This is a genomic window from Tardiphaga sp. vice304, assembly GCF_007018905.1.
In the GTDB taxonomy this organism is placed as follows: domain Bacteria; phylum Pseudomonadota; class Alphaproteobacteria; order Rhizobiales; family Xanthobacteraceae; genus Tardiphaga.
In genome coordinates, this window is record NZ_CP041402.1 from 1,513,923 (window position 1) to 1,537,570 (window position 23,648).

Sequence of the window (23,648 nt, forward strand, 5' to 3'; positions counted from 1 at the left end):
CCGTTCTATTCACGGCAGGGGGACCGCGGTCAGCATAGTCACTCGGCACATCAACGGCCGTAATGTGGTTCTTCATTCTACATTCAGCGCGATATCACAGAAACGCGAAAATGAAGCCTCGTTAAACGCGTTTGCGATCGAGACGTGAAATCCTGCCGAAGCTCCGCCTCTCGGACGGTGCCGACACCACCAGGTACCGAACGACGATGTTGCAGCTATGGAGAACACTCAGGGCCCCGCCCGGCCTCTTTCGAACAGTGTGGCTGTTCACGGTAATCGTGCTGTTCCAGGCGTTTGTTGCGGGCATCAGCATGGAGACGTTGTCGTCGGTCCGCGCCTATGTGGTCGGTGAAAGCCTGTGGTCGAAGGCACAGGCTGATGCGATCTATTCGCTCAGCCGTTATGCCGAGACCGGAGAAGACAACTACTATCGTCGCTATCAATCGGCCATCGCGGTTCCGCTCGGGGGGCGCAACGCACGCCTTGCGCTGGAGCAGCCGGTACCCGATCCCAAGCTCGCCTTTCAGGGCTTGTTGCAGGGCGGCAACCATGCCGAGGACATTCCTGGCATGATCTGGCTGTTCCGTCGCTTCAGCGACACCAGCTATCTCGCCCCGGCGATCCAAAGCTGGCGTGACACCGCTGCGGTCATCCAGAAACTCGTGGATACTGCCGATTCGATCCATCGGGATCGGCAGGCCGGGCGAGTCGGACCGATATGGCTGGCCAGTCGCAGATCACAGATCGACAGTATCAGTGAAAGGGCGACGCCGCTGGCCGTGGCGTTCTCGGAACGGCTCGGCGTGGGATCGCGTGCGATCCAGAGGCTGCTGCTGATTGTCAACCTGCTGACCGCAGCACTGCTGATCCTGCTCGGAACCTAGCGCGCCCGCTATTTGCTGATCCAGCGGCTCGGATCCGAACTGGCGCTGAAGACCGAAAAGGAGCGGGCCGAGATTACGCTGTCGTCGATCGGCGAGGCCGTGATCTCGATCGATGCGCGTAGCTGCGTCGAATATATGAATCCGGCCGCCGAGCGGCTGATGGCGACCGATGTGGACCATGCGCGAGGCCGGCAACTGTCGTCGCTGTTCCAAATCGTCAGCCAGGCCAGGATGCACGACAAGCAGCAAGATGGCGGCGAAGACAGCCAGACGACAATCGCGAAAGTCCTGGAAGGCAACACCAGTACGCCTGCCGGGCATCCGCAACTGCTGATACGTCGCGATGGCAGCTCGTTGCCCGTCTCGTGGGGTGGCACGCCACTGCAATGCAACGGGCGGACGGCAGGCGCCGTATTGGTGCTGCACGATATGACTATCGAGCAGGAGTATCTGTCTCGGCTGGCCTTCCAGGCCTCGCACGATGCGCTGACCGGCCTGGCCAATCGCCGCGAGTTCGAGCGCCAGCTCGAAATGGCGTTGCCGCGGGTCGATCCGGCGGTGCGACCGCACGCGCTGATGTTCCTCGATCTCGATCAGTTCAAGGTCGTCAACGATACCTGCGGTCACGCCGCCGGCGACCAGTTGCTGCGGCAGGTCTCCGGGGTGCTGGAAAAGCATCTGCGCGAAGGCGATCTGGTGGCGCGGCTGGGCGGCGACGAGTTTGCCGTGCTGCTGCAGAACAGCGACGCGCAGCGCGCGATGAGCACCGCCGAACGGCTGCGCCATACCGTGGAGGAACTGAACTTCGTGTGGAACGGACGCGCCTTCAACGTCGCCGTCAGCATCGGGCTGGTGTGCCTGTCCGAGCACGAAACCCTGGTCGAGGCGCTGCGGGCCGCCGACGTCGCCTGCTACCTGGCGAAAGAAAAGGGCCGCAACCGCGTCCAGCTACATCACGCGAGCGATTCCGATCTGATGCAGCGTTTCGGCGAGATGACCTGGGTGCAACGGATTCACGAGGCGCTCGACGAGGACCGCTTCTGCCTGTACGCGCAGAAGATCATCGCGCTGCAGGAAGCCGAGAACCAGGGCTTGCATATCGAGGTGTTGCTCCGGCTGCGCGACGAGACAGGTCAACTGGTGGCGCCGGGTCAGTTCATTCCCGCGGCGGAGCGCTACGGCCTGATGCCCCTGATCGACCGCTGGGTGATCCGCAATGCCTTCGCTATTCTGGCGGCGCGGTTCGCCGGGTGCTCATCGACGCCGATCGAAACCTGCGCCATCAACCTGTCGGGCTCGACGTTCCGGGATGAGGGCTTCCTCGATTACGTGCGTGAACAGCTCGATTACTTTTCGATTCCGCCCACGATCATCTGCTTCGAGATCACTGAGACCAGCGCGATCGCCAATCTCGCGGACGCGCACCACTTCATCCACGCGCTGCAGCAGCTGGGCTGCCGCTTCTCGCTCGACGATTTCGGAAGCGGCATGTCGTCCTTTGCCTATCTCAAGCATCTGCCGGTGAACTATCTCAAGATCGACGGCGGCTTCGTCAAGGATATGCTTGTCGATCGGATCGACCGCGCGATAGTCGAGATGATCAGCCATATCGGCAAGGTGATGGGCAAGCGCACCATCGCGGAATTCGTCGAGAGCCAGGAGATCCTAGAGGCGATGCGCGAACTCGATGTTGACTATGCGCAAGGCTGTGCGATCGGCAAGCCGGAGCCATTCGATATTCGGGCCGATTTCGTTGGGACACGGCGCGAAGCCCGGCGCGACGTGGCGTAAAATTCGTAGCTCGGATGAAGTTGCCGTGCCGCTCGCGGCGCGGCGACGCAATCCGGGAAAGTCGCCCGCGTGGACAGGCCGCCCCCGGATTGTCATCCGGGCTACGGCACCCGCCCAATCCGTCCTGGTGCCGGCGGACCGACCGGACTGTTCGCGCCGAAATAGGCATAGAGCGCATCGACGTCGTAGACGCCGACCTCCGGCGCAGTGCCGCCTTGCAGCGCCGTGAACCCGTCGCCGCCGACCGACAGGAACTGGTTGATGGTGACGCGGTACGACGCAGCGGGATCGATGCGCTGGCCGTTTAGCATCATGCGATCCGGCAGCACGCGGTGCCCGGTGTCGGCGGCGGCGTTCCAGACGTAGGAGAACCCGATCGATACCTGCAGGATTCGTGGCCGTTTCGGGTCGAGCCACTGCTGTTCCAGCGCGGCCTTGATCTGCGCGCCTGTCAGCGTCAGCGTGACAAGCTGGTTGCGGAACGGTTGTGCCGCGAACACGTCGCCGTAGCTCACCGCGCCGTCCGCGCGGCGGAGGATGTCGGCGCGAATGCCGCCGGGATTGGTGAAGGCGATCACCGCGCCGGCCGCCTTCGTCGCCGCCAGATGGGCATCCGCGATGATATCGCCGAGCGGGCTTTCGCCGGTGGTCATGTCCGGCACGCGCGTCAGCGTTTCGGTCAGCGATCCGGCCGGCCGCGCCGCGATCGGCGCGGCGACCTTGTCATAGGCTGCGAGCAAAGCGGTCTGGGAGGGATCGGCCGCGTAGGCCGTGGTGTGCACGATGAGGTTATTGGCCTTGGCGCTGACCACGTCGCCGGTCGCGCGGTCGAGCTTGAGGTCGATCGCGGTGACGACGGTGCCGTATTTGTCGCCGGAGGTGACGAGGCGGCCGTCGATCTCGCAGGTATAGGCGCGGTGGGTATGGCCGCTTATCACGACATCGACGGCGCGATCGAACTTCCTGACGATATCGACGATCGGCCCGGAGATGCCCGGGCATTCATTGTAGTCGCCGGTCGGATAACCGCCTTCGTGAATCAGCACCACGATCGCCGCGACGCCGCGCGCCTTCAGCTCCGGCACCAGCGCGTTGACGGTGTCCGCCTCGTCGCGGAATTCCAGTCCGGCAACGCCGGGCGGCGACACCAGCGTCGGCGTGGCTTTCAGCGTCAGCCCGATGAAGCCGACCGGGATGCCGTCGAAAATCTTGATCTCATAGGGCGGCAACAGCGTCCGTCCGGTCGCGGTCTCGATGGTGCTGGCCGCGAGATAGCGAAACGTCGCGCCCATGAAGGGATGCGGACCACGGCAGCCGTCGACCGGATGGCAGCCGCCATTCTGCATGCGCAGCAACTCGGCGCGGCCTTCGTCGAATTCGTGGTTGCCGACCGAGGCGATCTCCAGCCCCATCATCGACAGCGCCTCGATGGTCGGCTCGTCGTGAAACATCGCCGAGAGGAACGGGCTGGCGCCGATCAGGTCGCCGGCGGCGACGAATACCGAGTTCTTCTTGCCGGCGCGCAATTGCTTGACCAGCGTCGCCATGTGCTCGGCGCCGCCGGCCGGCACGGTGATCTTCTTCGTCTTGTCGGCGGGATCGTCGATCACGATGCCGCCGGGCGCCGGCCGCAGATTGCCGTGGAAATCGTTGATCGCGAGCAGGGTGACGTCGACGGGGGCGGATTGAGCGAAGGCGGCTGACGAACTGATCGCGAACGCTGCGAGCGCTACTACACACGCGCTCTCCACGAGTCGTCCCTGCGAACGCACGGACCCATACGCCGTGCAGGGATGATGCGGCAGAACGGATGCGATCTTTTTCAACCACCCCCAACGGAGGTTATGGGTCCCCGCTTTCGCGGGGACGACGGGAGAGGCCGGTGTAAACAACGCCGCTCTCACGCCCGCTTGCGCGAGAAGAATGCCCTGAAGGCCGACATCGCTTCCTTGGATTTCATGCGCTCGCCGAACAGGTGGCCTTCCTGGTCGATGCGGCGCGTCAGGTCTTCCGGCGGCAGCTTGATGAGTTTGCGCGAGATCGCCACGGCTTCGACCGGCAGGGCCACGATTTCGCGGGCGACCTTGTGCGCTTCGGCTTCGGTATGGCCGGGTGCCACCACGACGTTGACGAAGCCGGCCTCGCGGGCGTCTTCGGCGCTCGCCTTGCGGCCCATCACCAGCATCGCGAAAGCGCGCTGATGGCCCATCGTGCGCGGCATTAAAAGGCTGGAGGCGCCTTCCGGCACCAGGCCCAGATGGATGAACGGCGTCGAGAAGGTCGCGGTGGACGACGCCAGAACGTAGTCGCAGTGAAACAGCAGCGTGGTGCCGATGCCGACCGCAATGCCGTCCACTGCGGCGATGATCGGCTTGGTGTTGTGCGCCAGCGAATACAGGAACTTGATCGCCGGCGACGAACCGAACGGGCCGGCCTCCGTGGTGGCGGTGGCGACGAAATCCTCGAGGTCGTTGCCGGCGGTGAAGACGCCGGAGCCGCCGGTGATGATCAGGCAGCGGATCGCCGGATCGTTCTGCGCCGAGTCGATCGCGGCCGTCATCGCGCGATACATGTCGTGGGTGATCGCGTTTTTCTTTTCCGGCCGCCGCAGCGTGATGACGCGGGTGAAATCTTCGTCGGTAACGATGAGGTGGCCGGTCATGGCGCGTCCTTGTGTCGGTTGCAGCAACTCGGGGTCAGGCCAGCAGCACGGCGTCGGCGGAGGTCACCGATTCCGCGCTGTCGATCACCGTGCGCTCCAGGGAGCCTGCCTGCACCGCGACGTTTTCGGCAAAGAACCGTGCCAGCGTGACGTAGCGCGCGGGATCGCCGCCGATCTCCTTTGCCGCCATCGCCTCATTGGCCAGCATGCAGCCGCCGACCGCCGAGCCGAACAGCCGCAGATAGGGCGTGGCGCCGGCCAGCGCGTCGGAGGGTGCAGCGGCCAGCCGCTCGAGCAGCCATTTGCTGGTGCGATCGAGCGACCCCAGCGCGTCGCGCAGCTTCGCGCCAGTAGTGCCGAACGCGGGGTCGTTGGAGGCCTCGACCCGCGACACGATGACGGCGAGTTCGTCGAGCAGCGCCCAGACCGAGGCGCCGCCATGCACGCCGAGCTTTCGCGTCACCAGGTCGATCGCCTGGATGCCGTTGGTGCCCTCATAGATCGTGGCGATGCGGGCGTCGCGATAATGCTGCGCGGCGCCGGTGTCCTCGATGAAGCCCATGCCGCCATGCACCTGTACGCCGAGCGAGGCGACCTCGATGCCGATGTCGGTGGAGAAGGCTTTCGCGACCGGCGTCAGCAGCGCGCCGCGCGCCGCGGCATCGGCCCGTACCTTCGGGTCGGTGCTGCGGGCGGCGACGTCGAGCGCCACGGCGGTGGCGTAGCAGATGCTGCGCGCCGCGGCCGTCAGGCTGCGCATCTGCATCAGCATGCGCTTGACGTCGGGCTGCACGATGATCGGCTGCATGTCGTGGCCCTTGCTGCCGGGCGCGCGGCCCTGCTTGCGCTCTTGCGCGAAGGCCAAAGCCTGCTGGTAGGCCCGATCGGCGATGCCGACGCCTTCGAGGCCGACGCCGATGCGGGCCTGGTTCATCATCGTGAACATGCACGCCATGCCGCGGTTTTCTTCGCCGATCAGGTAGCCCACCGCGCCATCCTTGTCGCCCATCGTCATGGTGCAGGTCGGCGAGGCGTGGATGCCGAGCTTGTGCTCGATGCCGGAGGGGTAGATGTCGTTGCGTTCGCCGAGCGAGCCATCTTCGTTGACGAGGAATTTCGGCACCAGGAACAGCGAGATGCCCTTGGTGCCCGCGGGCGCATCGGGCAGCCGCGCGAGCACGAAATGCACGATGTTGTCGGTCATGTCGTGGTCGCCATAGGTGATGTAGATCTTGGTGCCGAACAATCGGTAGCTGCCGTCCGGCGCGCGTTCGGCGCGGCTGCGCAGCGCACCGACATCGGAGCCGGCCTGCGGCTCGGTCAGCTGCATGGTCCCGGTCCAGTCGCCGCTGACCAGCTTTTCCAGATAGATCTTTTTCAGCTCGTCGCTGCCATGGGCGTGCAGCGCCTCGATCGCGCTCAGCGTCAGCATCGGGCACAGGCCGAACGACATGTTCGCTGCCGACCAGATCTCCGAGCAGACCGCGTTGATCGCCGTTGGCAGGCCCTGGCCGCCGAACGCCTCGGGGCCGGATACCGCGTTCCAGCCGGCCGCGGTCCAGCGCGTATAGGCGTCTTTCCAGCCCGGCGCCGTGGTGACCCCGCCGTTTTGCAGCTTGACGCCTTCTTTGTCGCCGATCTGGTTGAGCGGGGCCAGCACCTCGGTCGCGAAGCGCCCGGCCTCCTCGAACACGGCGCTCGCCAGGTCGCCGTCAAAATCGCTGTAATGCCCGGCACTTACGGCAGCCTGCAGGCCGGCGCCATGGTTCAGCGAGAGCAGCATGTCATGAATGGGGGCACGGTAGGTCATGGCCGGATCTCTCTTGCGGGGGTGGGAGCCGTTGCAGAACGTCTTCCCACGAAACGGGGCCGCTCTCAACGGCCCGCGCGCGAAATTCGCCACTGGAACAACCGGGCTGGGTGGTTGAAAAGGGGTACGTCTCTCTATAGACCGGCGTGGCCGGAGGGAATTCGCGCAAGACCCGCTTCCGCCGGCTTCCCGCAGGTCTATTGGGGCGTCGCCAAGCGGTAAGGCAGGGGATTTTGATTCCCCCATGCGGAGGTTCGATCCCTCCCGCCCCAGCCAGGCAGTCCGGGCATTCAGCCATTTCGGCGGAATAGTCGAGAAAGGCCCGCAATTGGCGGGCTTTCGCGTGTTCAGAGAAAGTCTCTGGGTGGCGAAATCGGCTCCGCGACCGTCAAATTCTCAAAAGTCTCCGGCCAAGACCCCGAAAATTCCCGTTTTTGAGAGACACGCGCCGGAGATTCGGCGCGAACGCTCCTGGTGCGGAGGCGGGAGTCACGTTGCGCCGCGTCTCTGTTCCAGCTTGGACCGCATTGGGAATGGCAATCTTCAACTGCCGCACGACCTTGGCACTCTGTTTCGGCCAATCTCCGGCCCTTGACGCACAGATCAAGAGCCTTTCGTCGAAGGCTGCCGCACGAAGCATGCGATGTACTAGGCACGGTCAATGGCAGGTTGATGAGCGGCTCATCCTGCCGTGCGGGTCCACAAGCAGATGGCTCTTGATCATCGGGTCCCAAGGTCACCGTGATCTTGAGCAGATGAAGCTAGTTTATGAAAGAAAGCACGCACACGAGCAACGACCAAAAACATAGGAGATCGGCGCTCGCTGATCACGCGTCCGACGCTGGTGGGATAAAGCCAGCGCGTTCGTGATCTGCAGCGTTTTCACCTGCGAACCATTCATAATGCACAGCTTGAGCAACTGCGGGTGGCGGCTCTTTGTTCTCGATAACAATTATTTGGCAGCCATTCTTAGTTGACGTCAGCGATTGCCAAAACGCTGCTTCCATTCCAGCATCAATCGGCTTTTCGACCGCGCCGGCGGATTTCCCTTTTTTGTAACTCGTCAAAGGAGAGTCAATCACCACAAATCCGGGGTGTGGACGCTCATTCTTATGGCAGTAATTAAGTAGACCAATGGCAAATGCAGAGCATAGCACCGCACGGACGCCCTTGCCGTGTGACTGCCTATCTTGACCATCAATAACGATGTCGTATTTGATTTGATCAAATTCGACTCGCCCTTCGCCCTTCCATTTCCAATCCCTGAGAACCGCCTCGATCTCGGCGCAGAAGTGGCGTAGAGCTGTTGAAGGCAACGGCTCCCACTCTTTTTTCGCTCCTCTTGATGCCTTTGATGCGCGTTCTATTTCAGCCTTCATATCACGGAGAGATTGAACCTGATCGATATCGCTCCTGACGCTTTCAAGCTCCACACGTTTTGCTATCAGCGTGTCCAAGCGCGAAGTCGCGTCACGAAGCTGAGGGGCAAGGATCTCATCGACATGTGTATCGATCCGCCGTATTTCAGCGAGGCTGTCGCCCTTCTCTTGATTTCGGTTCACCCGTCGCGCCTCTAGACTGGCTGTGGCGTCCTGTAGGTCCAGTCGGTGGGCCAGAATTTTTGCTGCCTCGGCGCGCGCGGAATCGTAAATTGATGCGCCACCTTCCTCAACAGTGTGAGCATGCTCCGCGTTCATTGGTTGATCGCACAGAGGGCAACGGACTTCTTGAAGCCCGTCAAAGAAATGGGCGCCCTCTGCTATAAAGTCCAAGCGCTCTAGATCGCTGCGGTACCGTTCGTCCAACAGGCGGTACTGGCCCATCAACTGCTCAATCGCCAAAATCTGAGATTCCGCGCGCTGTAAAGTTTGCACGGCCCCCTGTCTTGCCTCGTCTAGCGACCTCCTTGCGAGCGAGCCAGACGCAACCGTTTCCGTTAAATTGCTTATTGTATGATCTACCCGATCGCGCGTTTGCTCCGCCTCAGGGGCTGAAAGCTGACCCAATCGTGCTTCTAGAGGCTCCAGCAAATCCGATATGACACCTAGCCGCGCGTTGAGTTTGGCGCGAACGATATCCCGTTTTTCAGCTGCAATGATTCCCTGATCGTCTTTGCCCGAAAGCATGTATGCGAGCATGCGCTTGCGTGGGGTATCATCAAATCCCGACTCCCCCACTACTGGAGACCTTTCGGCGATGATAGAAATTTCGTCTATAAGAAAAACCGGCATCATCGTGCGGATTGTCAACCGCTGCACTTCACCGCGATCATTCTTCCTTAAATGTGCTTCATCTACACCTGCGAATGGAAAAATGATCGACGTTACGTCTTTGGCACGGCTCGTTCCATGCCGCCTAGCAACGATTTTTTCCCCGTCGCCTGCTTTAATGTCTTCCACCGCGCAATTATGAGCTGCCAAATCGCCGCCCGAGAGACTTCGCTCGAGCGTAAGGGTGTCACCTTTACTATTTTCGAATTCGACAAAGAGCTGGGCATAAGGTTCGGCCATTGGGATGCGCTTGCGCATCTCCTCCGCACCCAGGATGTAATCGAGGCAATGCAAAAGGTAGCTTTTTCCTGTGTCGGACTCGCCGGCAAGAACATTTGATTTGTCTTCAAAGATGATAATTGCATCTTCGACCTTAGAGGCTGACTGAAAAAGAAGCTGAGTGATTTCAGCCAGTTGTGATTCCTTCGGATTTGCGAAGATTCGAGGGAGAGCACGATGGTCTGGACTGAAATCACCCGCCGACACTATAGGCGGGCGAGCTTGCGATATGAAAGCGATACGACGGATGCCGAGTGGTTTGTGATGGAGCCGCTTCTGCCGCCTGCTTCGGCGCTCGGTCGCCCGCGTGCGACAGATATGCGAACGGTGATGGATGCGATCCTGTATATTGCGTCGACCGGCTGCCAATGGCGGCAGTTGCCCAAGGATTTCCCGCCCTACTCGACGGTGCAGGGCTATTTCTACGCGTGGTCGCGCGGCGGACTGTTTGCGTCGCTGAACTACACGCTCGTGATGGCCTCGCGCGAGGCGGCTGGCCGAGAGGCGAGCCCAACGGCCGGAGTGATTGACAGCCAGTCGGTGAAAACCACGGAAAGCGGCGGCCCCCGGGGCTATGATGCAGGTAAGAAAATCAAGGGCCGCAAGCGCCACATCGTCACCGACACGCAAGGAAACTTGGTCGGGCTGGTCGTGCACGAAGCCAGCATTCAGGACCGTGATGGTGCCCCGTGCGTTCTTGCTTCGATACGTTATCGCTATCCGTGGCTGCGCCATATTTTTGCCGATGGTGGCTATGCCGGAGATAAGCTGCGTCAAGCTTTGAAGCGCATCGGCAATTGGACGATAGAAATCATAAAACGATCCGACAGGGAGCAGGGCTTCGAAATCCTACCGCGCCGATGGGTCGTCGAACGAACGTTCGGATGGCTCGGTCGCTGCCGCAGATTGGCAAAGGACTTCGAGACCACAATCGCCAGCGCCGTTGCCTGGGCGTTCGTCGCTCACATTCGCGTCCTTATAAGACGGCTTGCAAAAGCCTGAAATCAAACGAATTCATTATGAGTCAGACTCTTAGGCCCTTTCAGGACAATTTTTCTGATCTGGAGCATTTAAAGCTCCAGATCCTTGATGGCCGCAAGGCGATCAAACTCTGCACCCCAGCGGCCGATATTGTCGGACATGAACGCCGACAGCGAAGTATCGCTCAGGCGTCCAAATCGGCCTATCAACCAGTCAGCACGCTCTCTCAGAGCTTTCGAGTATTCGCTATTCAATAGATTGATGAAGGCTGATGTCATGTCTGTAGACCGGTAGAGTATTCCCGATATATCAAACGATTTTACTAATAATTCACGCGAGAACATTTGATTCAGTCCGATGCCTATGACATTTCGCTTTACCAACAGCTCCGTTCCACGAAACGGGACAGGCGGATGCAAACTTTCTGGGCCGTCAGCGACGTCTCCCGAGTGTAGGATCAGATAGTCATAGCCAACTAGCCGTTGGAGATCCGCGGGATGACCCTTAGCAGCATTCAATATGAATAGCATGCGAAGGCCACACTCCAGCGGAGAATTGAAAGGGCGTGGTCCGCGTTGGTGCTCGGATGGCGAGATCATGGGGCGCACCAGCGCAGCCTATCGTCGTTTGCCATTTGATGACACATGCCTTCGCGATCATTCGCTCGCACATGAGGCTCAAGAACATGGCTTCCGAGTTGAAGCGACTGAGCGGCTTGTACAGTGGCAGCTAAACGTTGCAAGCCTGTTAGACCGAGCGCGTTGTAGCTGTGATAGAGGCCGTCTGCGAATTCGTCGAGCAGTGTATCAAAAAAAGCTGCATCTGCCATTTGATCACGAGCGAGCTCTTTCAAACCTTCGGCACAATAAAATGTTATTCGCGAGCGCTCGAAAAGGTTTTTATGGGGCGCGATATGCTGGAAGTCGCTTGAGGACGATACGCTCGCGCCGATATTCTCTCCGATGGTGTCATATAGTTGCTTTACATACCCTGCTTCAGCTGGAGCTACGGCCGACGGGGGCGCTGGCGGCTTCGGCCGATCGATGAGCGGCAGTCCAAAGACCGTCAAATGATAGCGTGTTTTGGCGTGTTCGTTCAAAATTTGCTGTGGCTGCTTCGCGCGAAAAATCGAAAAATCGAATTGGGCGACATGGGTATTCAGCGCTGCATCAAGTGGCACATTGCCTTTGTGGATTTTGTCCGCGCAATACTGATCCCAATTTGTGATTACGAAGTCTCTCAATTTATCAGGATCATCTAATAAATCCTGCAATGGCGAAGTGACACCCTGATGGGTTACAAAATAATACTCGTGCGGTGCTGAGTAATCTCCTATGTGAGTATAATATAAAATCTTGGCTATCTCGGCGGCAGCTACGCCGCCTCCTAATCGCGCGTCATAGTGCTTACACTGGTACATGCTCCAACGCCGAGGACTCACACTCGATGGATCATGCCATGCGATAACATCACGACCCTTGTCGCCAGAACCGCCGCGCTGTTGGACTTCGCAGATCTCAGGCACGTTTTTTGCGAGATAGTCCGAGGCCCATTCAAGCGTAAACCGCTCGAACTCTGCCGCACTAAATTGGGCCAATCGAACCAGTGGCTGAACTGGCAGTCCCAAGCCCATCCCTAGAAGGCGCGCGTTTGCACTCGGCCAAGGTGTTGGCATCGGTAAAGGTGCAGGCGTTGATACGCCGCTTTGTTTTGCTGGTTTTTTAGCCAAAGCTCTCCCCTTGGAGAATCTACACCACCGGCTAAGTTCAAGCAAACACAATGCTAATGAGCCAATTAGCTGCGCTTTTCAAGATTTGTATATTGCTGCTGTAACGACTTGAGCGGCCGGACTGTAGCGCGACAATCAGGATGAGAATCCCGCGACAATCAGGATGAGAATGCGCCGCTGCTGGGGTGACGAAGGGAGGGCGTAGCCCGACCGGAGGCACCCCAGCAGCGGCGTGTCGGCCCGAAGGGGCCTCATTGGCGGTAACGGCGGCTGGTAAAGCATCGGCTTCTCCTTCGAGAGGACCAGTGCTTTGGCCGGCCGGCATGTCACCGATCAACAAATGAGGCTTTTCATGAGCTTGCGTCGCAACCATTCGCCAGCCGTCGCCGCTGCAAAGGCTGGTTTCAGCACCTCCGCCGCCTACCGATACGAGAAGGATCCCCGACTTCCGACCCAGAAGAAGGCGCGCCGCGCACGCCGTCGAGCCGATCCGTTCATCGACGTTTGGGAGAACGAAGTTCTGCCGATACTGAGGGCCGCCCCCGGATTGCGGCCGATCGCCGTGTTCGAGGAACTATGCCGGCGGCATCCGGAACTGGGTTCTGGAACGCGGCGGACGCTCGAGCGGCGCATTCGGGCATGGCGGGCGGTGAACGGGCCGGATCGGGAGGTGATCTTCCGTCAGGAACATCCGCCGGGTCGCATGGGGTTGTCGGACTTCACCGAGGTCGCCGATCTCGGCGTCACCATTGCGGGCCAGTTGCTGGACTGCCGGCTCTATCACTTCCGGCTGCCTTTCTCCGGCTTCGAACACGCCCACGTCGTGCTCGGTGGCGAAAGCTTTGTCGCGCTGGCGGAAGGCTTGCAGAACGCGCTGTGGTCGCTGGGCGGGGTTCCGGAGCAGCACCGCAGCGACAGCCTGTCGGCCGCGTTCCGCAATCTCGGAGCCGATGCCAAGGAGGATTTGACGACGCGCTATGAGGCGTTCTGCGGCCATTACGGCATGACGCCGACCCGCAACAATCCCGGCGTATCGCATGAGAACGGCTCGATCGAAAGTGCGCATGGCCATCTCAAGAGAGCGCTGGCCGATGCCCTGCTGCTGCGTGCCTCACGCGACTTCGACGATCTTGCGGCCTGGCGGGGTTTTGTCGACGAGATCGTTGGCCGCGGCAACGCGCGCAATGCCAAGCGTATCGATCAGGAGCGGACGGCGCTGAAGAAACTGCCGGTGCGCAAGACCGCCGATTATGAGGAGGTCAACGTCGACGTCACGACCTCCAGCGCCTTCACGTTGCGCAAGGTGTTTTACTCGGTCCCATCCCGCCTGATCGGTCACCGGCTGCGCGTACGTCTTTATGACGACCGGCTCGAATGCTTCCAGGGCGCCACGCACATCATCACCTTGCGACGCGGGCGAACCCAGCCCAACGGCAAACACGGCCACGTCATCGACTATCGCCATGTCATCCATTCGCTGCGCCGCAAACCGATGGCGCTGCTCAATCTGGTCTATCGCGACCAGTTGTTCCCCCGCCGCGTCTACGCCCGTGCGTTCGACGCCTTGCTCGCCGGCATTGGCGAAAGACCAGCCTGCCGTGCCATGGTCGGGCTTCTGGCGCTCGCACATGAACGGGCCTGCGAGGCGGAGCTCGGTGCCGTGCTGCAAGCCACGCTCGACGACGGCATCCTGCCGGATCTCAAGGCGCTGATCGAACGCTTCCGACCGAAGGGCATGGCACTACCGGTCGTCGTCGTCACGCTGCCCTCGCTCGCTATCTACGACCAGATTGCCGCGGCTGTGGGAGAAGCCGCATGAACGCGACCGTCAAGATCGACGCCGCCCGTGTCGAATTGCTGCTCAGCGAACTGCGTCTGCCCGGCATCAAGCTGATCTGGGCCGCCCTGGCGGAAACCGCCGATAAGGAAGGCTGGCCCGCCGCCCGCTTCCTGGCGGCCCTGGCTGAACAGGAGATGGTGGAGCGAAACCGTCGTCGCTTCGAACGTCATCTGGATGAAGCCCGCCTGCCGCCGGGCAAGACCCTCGCTGCATTCGACTTCGATGCCGTGCCGATGATCTCAAAGGCGCAGGTGCAGGCTCTCGCCGCCGGTGACGCCTGGCTCGACAAGGGCGCCAATCTGTTGTGTTTTGGTCCCCCTGGCGGCGGCAAATCGCATCTGGCAGCGGCGCTCGGCATGTCCCTGATCGAAAACGGTTGGCGCGTGTTGTTCACCAGAACTACCGATCTCGTGCAAAAACTCCAGATCGCGCGCCGCGACCTCACGCTCGAAGCGGCGATCGCCAAGCTCGACAAATATCACCTGCTGATCCTCGACGATCTTGCCTATGTGACCAAAGATCAAGCCGAGACCAGCGTTCTGTTCGAACTGATCAGCGCCCGCTACGAACGCCGCTCAATGCTCATCACCGCCAATCAGCCATTCGGTGAATGGGGAAAAATCTTCCCGGACCAAGCCATGACGCTGGCGGCGATCGACCGCCTCGTCCACCACGCCACGATCCTCGAAATGAATGTCGACAGCTATCGCCGAAAAGAGGCTGTCGACAAAGCCCGCGGAGCCGGAAGGCCGCCAACGCGCGCGACAATCAAAGCGTCATCCTGATTGTCGCTCCACGACAATCAACTCCACGACACGCAATTATCACTTGCGTTATCGTCAGGCCGCGACAATCATCCCCACGCCGCGACCGCTAAATTGCCATCCTGATTGTCGCGCTTCCCATCCAGATTGACGCGCTACACCGGACGACGCAGGACGGTAGCGACCGAGCCTTGACGGCACGATCGTCACCGTGCGGACTAGGCCGAGTAATCGATCGAGAGCATATTGTCCTTGCCCATCTGGTCGCCGTACGTGGAGCCGGGAGCACCGATCGAAATGCTGGCGCTCGTCAAGCTGAAGTTGACGCGAACCCCAGGCATCAGCCTTATCGATTTTCTAAACCGCAGCCCCATTCCCGTCTCCCCTTACACAAATATTGGGATACATTCCGCGGTTGTTTGGCTGTGCTGACGAGGCTCCCGTTAAAACAACCGACAGCGTACGGTATGTCACAAAACTTGTGCACAAAGGTGTCTGGTATTCGGTTTTAATCCTGAGAATATCCTTTAATGTCAATATGATGTGGCTTAGCCTGCGTAATCGTTCCTGGGCATCACCGAGCGGCTGAAGCTTCTGGGTGTTCCATAACATGCGATAGACGACTATCTCAGCAACGGCCGCTGGCCTATCCATGCCAAAGGCAGCGTCTTCCATGCATGCTGCCGTTTGATATCGGTGGGCTGGGTCCCATCCAGGATAGCTGAAACCAAGCTGGGCGACAGAAACGCCAAGCGAAGCTCCTGCCGAACGACCTTGGGGTGGATGTTTTGCGCTGCAGCGAGATTTTCGATGGTATCGTAAGCACCGTCCTGCAGTGTGCGTAGCCAGTGACGCGCCCGAACCATCGATTGGATCAAGCTCTCGTCCGGTTTCCAGTTGTCGGTGTTGTGGTTCTCGATGAGAGATGACGAGCCCGTCGTCCGGCTCTGCCAAGGCAGAGCAATATCTCCGGGAGTATGGCCGGCAGCCTGGAGGTCATCCGGGGACGCCATCTTGATCAGCACCTCACTGCGGCTGACGATGATACGGTCGACCAGTTGTAGGGCGGCGCGACTATCTGCTTGTAGTATCGCGCCGGTCGGCGTTCGCGACGGTAATGCCGCAAGTACGTAGTCCTCGATTTCCTGGGCAGGGACCCGGCCCAAAGATCCGACCTCGGCCTTGCGGCCGCGCAACAGAGCCGAGCTTACGTAAAAGCGATACCGGACCCCATTTTTCGCCGAGAAGCTTGGGGTCATGCGGTTACCGCGGTCGTCATATAGCTTTCCCATGAGGAGCGCTTCACTGGCGGTCTGGCTGGCTTTCCGGCGGATCGAGTTGGACCGAAGAAGCGCTTGGACTGCGTCGAACACCTTGAGATCGACGATCGGTTGATGCTCGCCTGGAAACCACTTGTCCTTGTGGCCGGTCTCGCCGACATAGACCCTGTTTTTGAGAAAGTGAGCGAGCGGACCGTAGGTGAACGGAATGCCGCCGTTGTATTTGGCGACTCTGGTGGTCCGGCGCTTTGTCACGATGCCCCGGGCATTCAGGTCCGCGACCAGTTTGGCGAAGCTCTCCAGCTCCAGATAGCGCTTGAAGATTGTGCGGACGGTTTCGGCCTCATCCTTGTCGATGACCAGCTTCTTGTTCACGGCCCGGTAGCCGAGCGGCACTGTGCCGCCGGTCCATTTGCCCTTCCGCCGGCTCGCCGCGATCTTGTCCCGGACACGCTCGGACGACAGCTCCCGCTCAAATTGGGCGAAAGACAACAGCACGTTCAGCGTCAGCCGTCCCATGGAAGAGGTCGTGTTGAACTGCTGCGTCACGGCCACAAACGAGATCGACTTGGCATCGAAAGCCACGACCAGCTTGGCGAAGTCAGCGAGCGAGCGTGTCAACCGGTCGATCTTGTAGACGACAATGACGTCGACCTTTCCGGCGTCGACGTCCTTTAGCAGTCGCTGAAGTGCCGGGCGGTCAAGATTGCCACCCGAGTAAGCGGGGTCGTCATAGCGCTCGGCGAGGGCCCGCCACCCCTGCGAGGCCTGACTCTTTATATACGCCTCACAGGAGTCACGCTGGGCATCGAGCGAGTTGAATTCGAGGTCCAGCCCGTGCTCGGTCGATTTCCGGGTGTAGATGGCGCAGCGGAGCGGCTTGATCGGGCTAGAGGCCATGGCGACGCTTCTTGATGCGGATTTTCACCTCTGCCAGTTCCACGTTCCGCTTCCGGTAGTCACTGCCGCCGCCGAGCGGTGGCTTTCGCACCGACGGTTCCTTGACGTCCTGCTTGACCCGCAAACCGAAGAAGCGCGGCCCGTTCCAGCGGGTGCCGGTGATCAACTGAGCGACTTCCGAGAGATTGCCGTAGATCTGGCCGTCAAAGGCAAAGCCGTCCGCCAACACGGTCACCCGGTAGCTCTTGCCCTTCCACTGGCGCACGAGGGTTGATCCTGCCTTGATGCGTGGAGGCAGCACGAGCTTGCCGGTCGGCTTCGCGGCATAGGACTTGATCAGTTGGTCGAGCTGCCGCTGGACGGGGCGGGGAAGACCGCCATATGCCCTCTCCTGAATGCGCTGGGCGATGCTGCGTCGGAGCAGATCCGGTCCGTATGCCTGCGGCGGATCGGTACGGAACAGCTCCCGGTAACGGCCGCGCAACTGGATGATCGGCACGGCCGGGAGCCGATCTAGCTCGGCCTCGACTGCTGGATCGCGATGTTTGGCGTTGGTCACCGGCATCACCGCTGACCGACCGGCTTGGCGATCTTGTAGACCCGGACCTCGTCAACCATCTCCGATGAAAGCTTGAGATTCAGCTTCTTCTTCACGACCCCGGCCAGAAATCCGCGCACGGAATGGGGCTGCCAATCAGTGGCCTTCATGATCGCAGCGATGGTGCTGCCCGTCGGCTGGCCGAGCATGGTCAGGACCTTCTGCTGCTTGGACGAGATGGCGGCCGGTTTTGCTGGGGAAGCGGAGGAGGGAGACGGGGGCTTGGTCGGGCGGGCTTTGCTTGCCGATGCCGGTTTCTTAGCGGCCGAACGGCTGGGGTTTGCTATCGCATGAGCCGGTTTTGCGGGGGCTGATTTCTTATTTGCCGTGGTGGCCATCTTGCTCTCCTGTTCGACGACAGCATCCGCTGCCACCGACACAGCCCCGCGATGGCGGGGCCAAGGAGAGCCAAACTAGACCTGCTTACTCTCGGCTGAGCCGGCTAATCAACGAGGCGGCGTCATGTAGGCGGCCAGCCTCGTAGAGCATCTGGTCGATCTCCATGGAAAAAGTGATGCCCTCCGTGACGCTGCCCGAGGCAGCGCAGATGTCGGCGGCCCTGCCGATGCGGGCCGCATCGGCCAGTCGAATGGCGATTTCGCTCAAGATGAATTTAAAGGCGGGGTCGATTGCTGCGCGGTCCATGGCGTCCTCCCTGAACTGGACGTAGTACCGCTCTGGTGCCGCCGAAAGTCGAGCGATTGTCGAGCAATCTTGTGGCTCTTGTCGGCTCGGCACGATCACGAAATGACGAATCATCGGTCTCTGGGCGGACCGCTAGCTAGCGGGCTGATTTCCTGGTTTTAGCAGCCACCTTCGCCGTCGGTTCGTCCGCGACGAAGGCCTTGAACAGCTTGACGGGATCTGCGTCCAGGGCCCGAGCAATGGCAATAAATTCGATCAGGTCGATCCGGCGCTCTCCGCCCTCGTATTTTGCAATGAAAGACTGAGGTTTCCCGAGTTTCGCGGCCAATGGTTGCTGCCGGACGCCAGCATTCTCCCGCACAGCAACAAGCATGGCGATGAGCCGGGCGTATTCTGCCGATTTGAGGGACTTCTGCATGCGCCGCCAGAGCCGGGAATTGGCGGCGGCAAATTTGATCCCAGATTAGGATTATCCCAAAACTGGATAGTTACTCCAGAGGGCATTATTGTTTGGGGTAGCCGCGCAATAGGGCCGGCAGATGATTCGGGCATAAAATGAATGATGCACTCAGAGCTGCTGTGTTTGCGCGTGACAAAGCAATCTGCTCTTTCTCAGGACTCTCTGTCTGATACCTTGACCACGGCACCGCGCCTTTTTCGCACGCCGACTGGGTAGACCACGTCAAACCAAAATCTCGCGGCGGAACCGATACGCTCGATAATCTGGTGTGTGCTTCGTATTTCTATAATCGGAAAAAACTAAACAACGGCTCGGACTGCCTATATCTGTTCGGCGGAGGTGCTCCCACCGAGACATTCTTTGCAACCCACGGCGAGCTATCAGCCCAGCAGGCGAAGCTGCTTAAGCAACACCGCAAGATTGAGCTGTCTGACTGGTATTTCAACCGTGCCATTTACAATGTGATGGTCGCTATTGATAACGAATTAGCCAGATCCGAAGCAGTACGCACGAAAGAATATTGGTTGGGGTCCGCACGCAAACGAATAGCAACATGGAAGAAACTGACCGGCGGTGTCTCGACATTCGAAACGCGTGGGTTGGTGCGTTTCCTTGATGCGGAGGATATTGCGCTTATGCTCGGCCTTTGCGACGCATCTGACCGAAAATGGGAAGAAATCTACAAAGGCCTGCTAAAGTGGACGCGGGCAAATCAATCAGCAATGGATCGGTTTTCTCGTGCCGATGATAAAGCGTCTCGCCTAACTGCCATCGCCGACGCGACGGCAAAGAAAGTTGCGACGGCACCAATGATTGAGTTCTTGCGTAAGAATGCTCGTCTTTTATGAGGGGGTTGAACAACTCCAAGTGCCGTTCGTCCCCGCTGTTGGAGCTATTTCTTTCTAAAAAACTTGTCCTTCAGCGCCTTGATGCGGTCATCGTCGACCTTGCCGCGAAAGTCGTCATTCCATGGCAAATCGAGCGACTTGAAGATCGCGGCCATCCGCTTCCAGATGATCAAAAGGTCGTCGAAAACGTAACGCAGATCTTTATCGCTCGTCTCGCCTTTGAGGAGGTCGCTCATCATTGTCATGTAGAAGTACAGCAGATCGAGCGTGAGGGAAATGAGTTCGTCCCCGTCCGGATTAAGCGATACGCAGGTCACTTCCTGAGTTGCAAAATTAAGGATCAACGAATCTGGGTGCGGACATCCCGGTGGCAGGCGAGCGTTCGTGCCACGTTCCGATAGCCATTTTTGCCAGAACATCTTGTGCTCGACTGCCAACGCAAAGAAGTCAGCCTTAGTCTTCTTACGCTTCTCCTGAGCGATGGTAAGAACGTCGATAGAATTCTTCTGAGCCCGCGTGTCGCCGCCGGCCGCCTGACGGTTCATTTTACGAATAATCACGCGTGCCGTCGGCATCGATGTTTCCTTTCCGTTTTCTTTGATCGCCATAAGGCGAGCACCTTCCTCCTCAATAATCTGAGCAAGTTCGTCCGGGTAGGGAGCCTTGTTCTTTGCGCCTTTTGGCCGACCGTTCGGATTCGGCGACCTTCCCGGTTTGAACTGATGGTCCTTCGGCGGCTTCATATAGCCGACCTCGTAATCGCTCGAAATCGGCGACGTGCTGGAACCCCGCTTTTTCATGGCGCCCTCACAGGGCGTTGACGGCGGCATGCCGCTGTGATGCCAACTCGTCAAACGTAGTGCCGGTGTCGGCGTGGACGGCATCGTTTTTGGTCGTTGCCTGCCAGCGGCGAACGGCTGTGTCGACATACACCGGGTCGAGTTCCAGACCATAGGCATGCCGGCCAACACGCTCGGCCGCCAGAATAGTCGTGCCCGATCCACAAAACGTATCGAGCACAATGTCGCGAGGCTTTGTGCAGTCCCGCATTGCATCACCAACCAGTGCTACCGGCTTAACGGTCGGATGATCGCGCAGATCATCCATGCGCCCCTTCCGGAAAGTGTTGACGCCGGCGTAGGGCCAAACGTTGCTGCGGGACCGGCCGTGACGCCCCAGTTCAACGTTGTTCAAGTGGCTCTTATCGCCAACCCGCAAGACCAGGATGTCTTCGTGCTGGCTGCGGTAAAAACTACCCTGGCCTGCATTCGTTTTGGTCCAGACCGCTGTGTTAATATGGGCACCATAGATGCCATTCGCGACCATCGTCAGTTCAGCGAGATTCCGCCAGTCCATGCACACGTAGTGAAGAGAGCCATTGCTTGAGACCCGCACGGCGTTAGAAAGGCAAGCGGTCAGGAATTCGCGAAATTCCGCGGGCGTCTGCTCGCCGGAGGCCTCGGCGAATGCGCGATGCTTCGTCTTTCCGCGGCCAACAACGCTGGCAACCGAGACGTTATAGGGCGGATCCAGGAAGGCCATCGACGCACACGCACCACCCATGAGGCGATCAAGATCCGTCTCATTCCTGGCATTTCCGCACAGCAAGCGGTGAGGGCCGAGAAGCCAAAGATCGCCAGGCTGGCTAACGGGTTTGGAAGAGACCTGCGAAAAATCGTCGTCCGGGTCGCGCTCGGGGCCGCCGAAGTCGACCATCAGCTGATCGATCTCGGGGATATCGAAACCCGTCAAGGTGATGTCGGTGCCTTCGATCTCGAGCTGAGCGCTAAGCTCGGGAATCTCGAACGCCAGCTTCTGACGGTCCCAGCCCGCGTTATCGGCGATCTTGTTATCAGCCAGCATCAGCGCCCGCTTGCGAGCATCCGACAGACCGACGACGGTAATGACAGGTACCACGCCCAGACCAAGGCTCCGAGCAGCCTCAAGCCGACCGTGACCCGCAATGATGACGCCATTTTCGTCGGCAATGATCGGGTTCGTGAACCCATACTCACTGATGCTGCGGGCGATCTGACTGATCTGCTTCTTTGAGTGCGTGCGGGCATTCCGCTCATTTAGCATCAATGCCGAAATGGGCGTTTCTGCGCTACGGGTGATTGAAGACATGGCTTCTCCTTCGACGCAGAGGTGTCTCCGCGCGCGTTCAATTGCAATCAAAGGTGGAAGTCAGATCCGATGCACCGTTACCGCATTGCGGTTCGATGGCCCCCTCCGATGGAGCAATGCGTTCAATAGTCGAAGGGTAGGCTCGGCATTGCCGGCTGATCTGGGGGCCAGTTAGCGGCGAAAGGCTTTGCCCGTCGCGCTGTTGCCGTTTGCACTATTGCAGATTTTGCTAGTCACATCAAACGAGGATGTTTACTCACCCTGGAACTCGGATTCGCGTAATGGGGCGATATGGAATTGGCGCTGCTGTTGGCAACGGCCGTCTCCTGCCGAAAAGCAGCGCCGTCTGGCGTTGCCGCTTCCATCCACCGAGGCGAGCCTGCGGAGCCTGCCTGGCGCGTGGATGTGGTCAGATGCAGGTTTAGTCCATTTGCTTCATGGAAGCATCGCTATTTGATTCGAGCAAAACTGGGGCCCTGCGTCGGAGCCGATCAGGACTGAACGCGTTGCGGCAATTCTGAAAATGGTAATCAAGAGTAGATCTTTGTGTCAGTCACTCAAATTCCGCGCGTCGAAGTCCGCGTTCTTGCGAACACTTTCCAGCAGCGATGTGCGCATCAGGAATGCGCGATGCGCGACTGGGTCGGCGGCGGTGCGGCGCAGATGATCGAAGTTGGCCTCGCGCGCGGCGGGATCCTTTTCCTCCAACCGCTTCTTGTTCGCGATGGTCTGCTGTTGGACGTATTCGATGTTCATCGGCCGCCGAACGGCGTCGTAACGAGCTAGATCGCTTTCGGGACGTTGGCTGCAAAGCGCGGCCGCGAGCTGCTCGGCCAGTTGCATGGCATCGTGCACGCCGCAATTCAGGCCGAGGCCGCCGATCGGATTGTTGACATGCGCGGAGTCGCCGGCCAGGAACACTCGCCCCCGGCGGAAGCTCGCGGCGACCCTCTGATGCACCCGGTAGATGTTGCGGTGAAAGATCTCGTAGCGGCCGGCCTTGGGGAAGAATTTCTGCAGCCGTGCCTCGTTGGCCGCTTCGTCCAAAACCTCGTCGTCGGTCTGACCCGGCAGCGCCGGAAATACCGCGCGCCAGCGGCCCTTGCCGTCGTCGCCCGCGACCTTAAACAGATTGGCCCATTCGTCCGGATCGGAAAAATAGGCACGGAAAGCGACGCCGTGTTCGGCCGCAAAATCGAATGGCGTGGTGAGTACGAGGAAGCGCTCTGGAAACGTATAGCCCTCGAAGTCGATGTCGAGCGCCTTGCGCACGGTCGAGCGGCCGCCATCGGCACCCACCAGATAGCTACCGGATATAATCTCCTTGCCGCTGCCGATCTGCACCGTAATCTCGACGTGGTCGCCGCAATCGGCGAAGCCCTCGACTGGCGATCCGAATGTCACGGACGCATGAGGGAACGCCTTCAACCGTTCGAGTCCGAGCCTGGCGATCTTGTGCTGCTCGCATTGCACGACGAACGGCATCTTAGTGTCGTCGGCCAAGATCGCGTGGTCGAACTCGGCGACGATCCGGCGCGTCGGCCGGTCCCAGAACTGGAAGGTCGGTGCTATCAATCCTTGCGCGATTACGTCGTCTAGCAGGCCCAGCGCGCCGATCATTTCGAGCGTCGCCGGATGCAGCGTCGATGCGCGCGGCGCATCGTTGACGGCCTCCGCGGCTTCGAACAGCCGCACCGGTATGTTGCGCTGCGCGAGGGACAGCGCCAGCAAAATGCCGACGGGACCGCCACCGGCAATTAGAACAGCTTGATCGTTCATG

General features: G+C 59.9%; 21 protein-coding genes and 1 tRNA gene. 7 read left to right on the forward strand and 15 right to left on the reverse strand.

Annotated elements, in window-relative coordinates; genetic code table 11:
• The first annotated feature begins 206 nt into the window (after nucleotides 1-206).
• Together FNL56_RS28245 and FNL56_RS07105 are read left to right on the forward strand one after the other, a co-directional pair.
• Nucleotides 207-884, forward strand: a complete 678-nt coding sequence (locus tag FNL56_RS28245) for a hypothetical protein (RefSeq protein WP_246661627.1) — start codon at nucleotides 207-209, stop codon at nucleotides 882-884.
• A gap of 12 nt (nucleotides 885-896) precedes the next feature.
• Nucleotides 897-2,675 carry an EAL domain-containing protein gene (locus FNL56_RS07105; protein ID WP_246661628.1) on the forward strand — a complete coding sequence of 593 codons (1,779 nt, stop codon included), beginning with the start codon at nucleotides 897-899 and terminating at the stop codon, nucleotides 2,673-2,675.
• Between the two features lie 101 nt (nucleotides 2,676-2,776).
• Here FNL56_RS07105 and FNL56_RS07110 read toward each other — a convergent pair whose 3' ends face one another.
• The 3 genes from FNL56_RS07110 to FNL56_RS27600 all read right to left on the reverse strand — a co-directional run bounded on the left by FNL56_RS07110 (nucleotide 2,777) and on the right by FNL56_RS27600 (nucleotide 7,147).
• The gene (locus FNL56_RS07110) at nucleotides 2,777-4,426 is read right to left on the reverse strand and encodes a bifunctional metallophosphatase/5'-nucleotidase (protein WP_143572240.1); all 1,650 of its coding nucleotides are present in this window, start codon (nucleotides 4,424-4,426) and stop codon (nucleotides 2,777-2,779) included.
• Nucleotides 4,427-4,575: 149 nt separating this feature from the next.
• Nucleotides 4,576-5,337, reverse strand: a complete 762-nt coding sequence (locus FNL56_RS07115; protein ID WP_143572241.1) for a crotonase/enoyl-CoA hydratase family protein — start codon at nucleotides 5,335-5,337, stop codon at nucleotides 4,576-4,578.
• A gap of 34 nt (nucleotides 5,338-5,371) precedes the next feature.
• Nucleotides 5,372-7,147, reverse strand: a complete 1,776-nt coding sequence (locus FNL56_RS27600; RefSeq protein ID WP_168202872.1) for an acyl-CoA dehydrogenase — start codon at nucleotides 7,145-7,147, stop codon at nucleotides 5,372-5,374.
• 201 nt (nucleotides 7,148-7,348) lie between these two features.
• On the opposite strand from FNL56_RS27600, the gene FNL56_RS07130 reads away from it, so the two are divergent.
• A tRNA-Gln gene (locus tag FNL56_RS07130) sits at nucleotides 7,349-7,423 on the forward strand.
• 551 nt (nucleotides 7,424-7,974) lie between these two features.
• Here FNL56_RS07130 and FNL56_RS07135 read toward each other — a convergent pair.
• Complete coding sequence (locus FNL56_RS07135) at nucleotides 7,975-9,903, reverse strand: hypothetical protein (protein WP_143581858.1); 1,929 nt, start codon at nucleotides 9,901-9,903, stop codon at nucleotides 7,975-7,977.
• Here FNL56_RS07135 and FNL56_RS07140 point away from each other — a divergent pair.
• Entirely contained in the window at nucleotides 9,874-10,698 is an 825-nt protein-coding gene (locus FNL56_RS07140) for an IS5 family transposase (RefSeq protein ID WP_143577461.1), read from the forward strand. The two genes, FNL56_RS07135 and FNL56_RS07140, sit on opposite strands and share 30 nt — an antisense overlap.
• 68 nt (nucleotides 10,699-10,766) lie before the next feature.
• Here the strand turns inward: FNL56_RS07140 and FNL56_RS07145 are convergent, their stop codons facing one another.
• Together FNL56_RS07145 and FNL56_RS07150 are read right to left on the reverse strand one after the other, a co-directional pair.
• Nucleotides 10,767-11,276, reverse strand: a complete 510-nt coding sequence (locus FNL56_RS07145; RefSeq protein ID WP_143581859.1) for an ABC-three component system middle component 2 — start codon at nucleotides 11,274-11,276, stop codon at nucleotides 10,767-10,769.
• Entirely contained in the window at nucleotides 11,273-12,406 is a 1,134-nt protein-coding gene (locus tag FNL56_RS07150) for an ABC-three component system protein (RefSeq protein ID WP_246661630.1), read from the reverse strand. Before FNL56_RS07150 ends, FNL56_RS07145 begins: the two co-directional genes overlap by 4 nt.
• Nucleotides 12,407-12,716: 310 nt before the next feature.
• Between FNL56_RS07150 and istA the strand changes: the two genes are divergently transcribed.
• Complete coding sequence (gene istA, locus FNL56_RS07155) at nucleotides 12,717-14,225, forward strand: IS21 family transposase (protein ID WP_143581760.1); 1,509 nt, start codon at nucleotides 12,717-12,719, stop codon at nucleotides 14,223-14,225.
• Nucleotides 14,222-15,031, forward strand: a complete 810-nt coding sequence (istB, locus tag FNL56_RS07160) for an IS21-like element helper ATPase IstB (RefSeq protein WP_143577608.1) — start codon at nucleotides 14,222-14,224, stop codon at nucleotides 15,029-15,031. Before istA ends, istB begins: the two co-directional genes overlap by 4 nt.
• 197 nt (nucleotides 15,032-15,228) lie before the next feature.
• Here the strand turns inward: istB and FNL56_RS28770 are convergent, their stop codons facing one another.
• From FNL56_RS28770 to FNL56_RS07190, 6 genes are all read right to left on the reverse strand, one after another.
• Entirely contained in the window at nucleotides 15,229-15,384 is a 156-nt protein-coding gene (locus FNL56_RS28770) for a DUF4236 domain-containing protein (protein ID WP_143581860.1), read from the reverse strand.
• A gap of 249 nt (nucleotides 15,385-15,633) precedes the next feature.
• Entirely contained in the window at nucleotides 15,634-17,190 is a 1,557-nt protein-coding gene (locus tag FNL56_RS07170; RefSeq protein ID WP_143581861.1) for a recombinase family protein, read from the reverse strand.
• Nucleotides 17,180-17,755: a DUF2924 domain-containing protein gene (locus tag FNL56_RS07175; protein ID WP_143572247.1), complete on the reverse strand. Its 576-nt coding sequence runs from the start codon at nucleotides 17,753-17,755 to the stop codon at nucleotides 17,180-17,182. The genes FNL56_RS07170 and FNL56_RS07175 overlap by 11 nt, the downstream gene beginning before the upstream one ends.
• A complete protein-coding gene (locus tag FNL56_RS07180; RefSeq protein ID WP_143572248.1) occupies nucleotides 17,755-18,126 on the reverse strand; it encodes a DUF3489 domain-containing protein in 372 nt (123 codons plus the stop codon). Before FNL56_RS07180 ends, FNL56_RS07175 begins: the two co-directional genes overlap by 1 nt.
• An 85-nt stretch (nucleotides 18,127-18,211) precedes the next feature.
• Nucleotides 18,212-18,433: a hypothetical protein gene (locus tag FNL56_RS07185; protein ID WP_143572249.1), complete on the reverse strand. Its 222-nt coding sequence runs from the start codon at nucleotides 18,431-18,433 to the stop codon at nucleotides 18,212-18,214.
• Between the two features lie 136 nt (nucleotides 18,434-18,569).
• Entirely contained in the window at nucleotides 18,570-18,851 is a 282-nt protein-coding gene (locus FNL56_RS07190; RefSeq protein WP_143581862.1) for a helix-turn-helix domain-containing protein, read from the reverse strand.
• A gap of 308 nt (nucleotides 18,852-19,159) precedes the next feature.
• Between FNL56_RS07190 and FNL56_RS07195 the strand changes: the two genes are divergently transcribed.
• Nucleotides 19,160-19,741: a hypothetical protein gene (locus FNL56_RS07195; protein ID WP_143581863.1), complete on the forward strand. Its 582-nt coding sequence runs from the start codon at nucleotides 19,160-19,162 to the stop codon at nucleotides 19,739-19,741.
• Nucleotides 19,742-19,785: 44 nt separating this feature from the next.
• On the opposite strand, the gene FNL56_RS07200 is transcribed toward FNL56_RS07195, so the two are convergent.
• The 3 genes from FNL56_RS07200 to FNL56_RS07210 all read right to left on the reverse strand — a co-directional run bounded on the left by FNL56_RS07200 (nucleotide 19,786) and on the right by FNL56_RS07210 (nucleotide 23,647).
• The gene (locus tag FNL56_RS07200; RefSeq protein WP_143581864.1) at nucleotides 19,786-20,541 is read right to left on the reverse strand and encodes a DUF5681 domain-containing protein; all 756 of its coding nucleotides are present in this window, start codon (nucleotides 20,539-20,541) and stop codon (nucleotides 19,786-19,788) included.
• 7 nt (nucleotides 20,542-20,548) lie between these two features.
• A complete protein-coding gene (locus FNL56_RS07205) occupies nucleotides 20,549-21,868 on the reverse strand; it encodes a site-specific DNA-methyltransferase (protein WP_143581865.1) in 1,320 nt (439 codons plus the stop codon).
• Between the two features lie 549 nt (nucleotides 21,869-22,417).
• The gene (locus tag FNL56_RS07210) at nucleotides 22,418-23,647 is read right to left on the reverse strand and encodes an FAD-dependent oxidoreductase (protein ID WP_143581866.1); all 1,230 of its coding nucleotides are present in this window, start codon (nucleotides 23,645-23,647) and stop codon (nucleotides 22,418-22,420) included.
• Nucleotide 23,648 lies beyond the last annotated feature (1 nt).

Bases quoted from the DNA above. Each gene is read 5' to 3' on its own strand.
- FNL56_RS28245 (WP_246661627.1), top strand. From the start codon at position 207: ATGTTGCAGCTATGGAGAACACTCAGGGCCCCGCCCGGCCTCTTTCGA.
- FNL56_RS07115 (WP_143572241.1), bottom strand. From the start codon at position 5,337: ATGACCGGCCACCTCATCGTTACCGACGAAGATTTCACCCGCGTCATC.
- FNL56_RS27600 (WP_168202872.1), bottom strand. From the start codon at position 7,147: ATGACCTACCGTGCCCCCATTCATGACATGCTGCTCTCGCTGAACCAT.
- FNL56_RS07140 (WP_143577461.1), top strand. From the start codon at position 9,874: ATGGTCTGGACTGAAATCACCCGCCGACACTATAGGCGGGCGAGCTTG.
- FNL56_RS07145 (WP_143581859.1), bottom strand. From the start codon at position 11,276: ATGATCTCGCCATCCGAGCACCAACGCGGACCACGCCCTTTCAATTCT.
- istB (WP_143577608.1), top strand. From the start codon at position 14,222: ATGAACGCGACCGTCAAGATCGACGCCGCCCGTGTCGAATTGCTGCTC.
- FNL56_RS28770 (WP_143581860.1), bottom strand. From the start codon at position 15,384: ATGGGGCTGCGGTTTAGAAAATCGATAAGGCTGATGCCTGGGGTTCGC.
- FNL56_RS07170 (WP_143581861.1), bottom strand. From the start codon at position 17,190: ATGGCCTCTAGCCCGATCAAGCCGCTCCGCTGCGCCATCTACACCCGG.
- FNL56_RS07175 (WP_143572247.1), bottom strand. From the start codon at position 17,755: ATGCCGGTGACCAACGCCAAACATCGCGATCCAGCAGTCGAGGCCGAG.
- FNL56_RS07180 (WP_143572248.1), bottom strand. From the start codon at position 18,126: ATGGCCACCACGGCAAATAAGAAATCAGCCCCCGCAAAACCGGCTCAT.
- FNL56_RS07185 (WP_143572249.1), bottom strand. From the start codon at position 18,433: ATGGACCGCGCAGCAATCGACCCCGCCTTTAAATTCATCTTGAGCGAA.
- FNL56_RS07190 (WP_143581862.1), bottom strand. From the start codon at position 18,851: ATGCAGAAGTCCCTCAAATCGGCAGAATACGCCCGGCTCATCGCCATG.
- FNL56_RS07200 (WP_143581864.1), bottom strand. From the start codon at position 20,541: ATGAAAAAGCGGGGTTCCAGCACGTCGCCGATTTCGAGCGATTACGAG.
- FNL56_RS07205 (WP_143581865.1), bottom strand. From the start codon at position 21,868: ATGTCTTCAATCACCCGTAGCGCAGAAACGCCCATTTCGGCATTGATG.
- FNL56_RS07210 (WP_143581866.1), bottom strand. From the start codon at position 23,647: ATGAACGATCAAGCTGTTCTAATTGCCGGTGGCGGTCCCGTCGGCATT.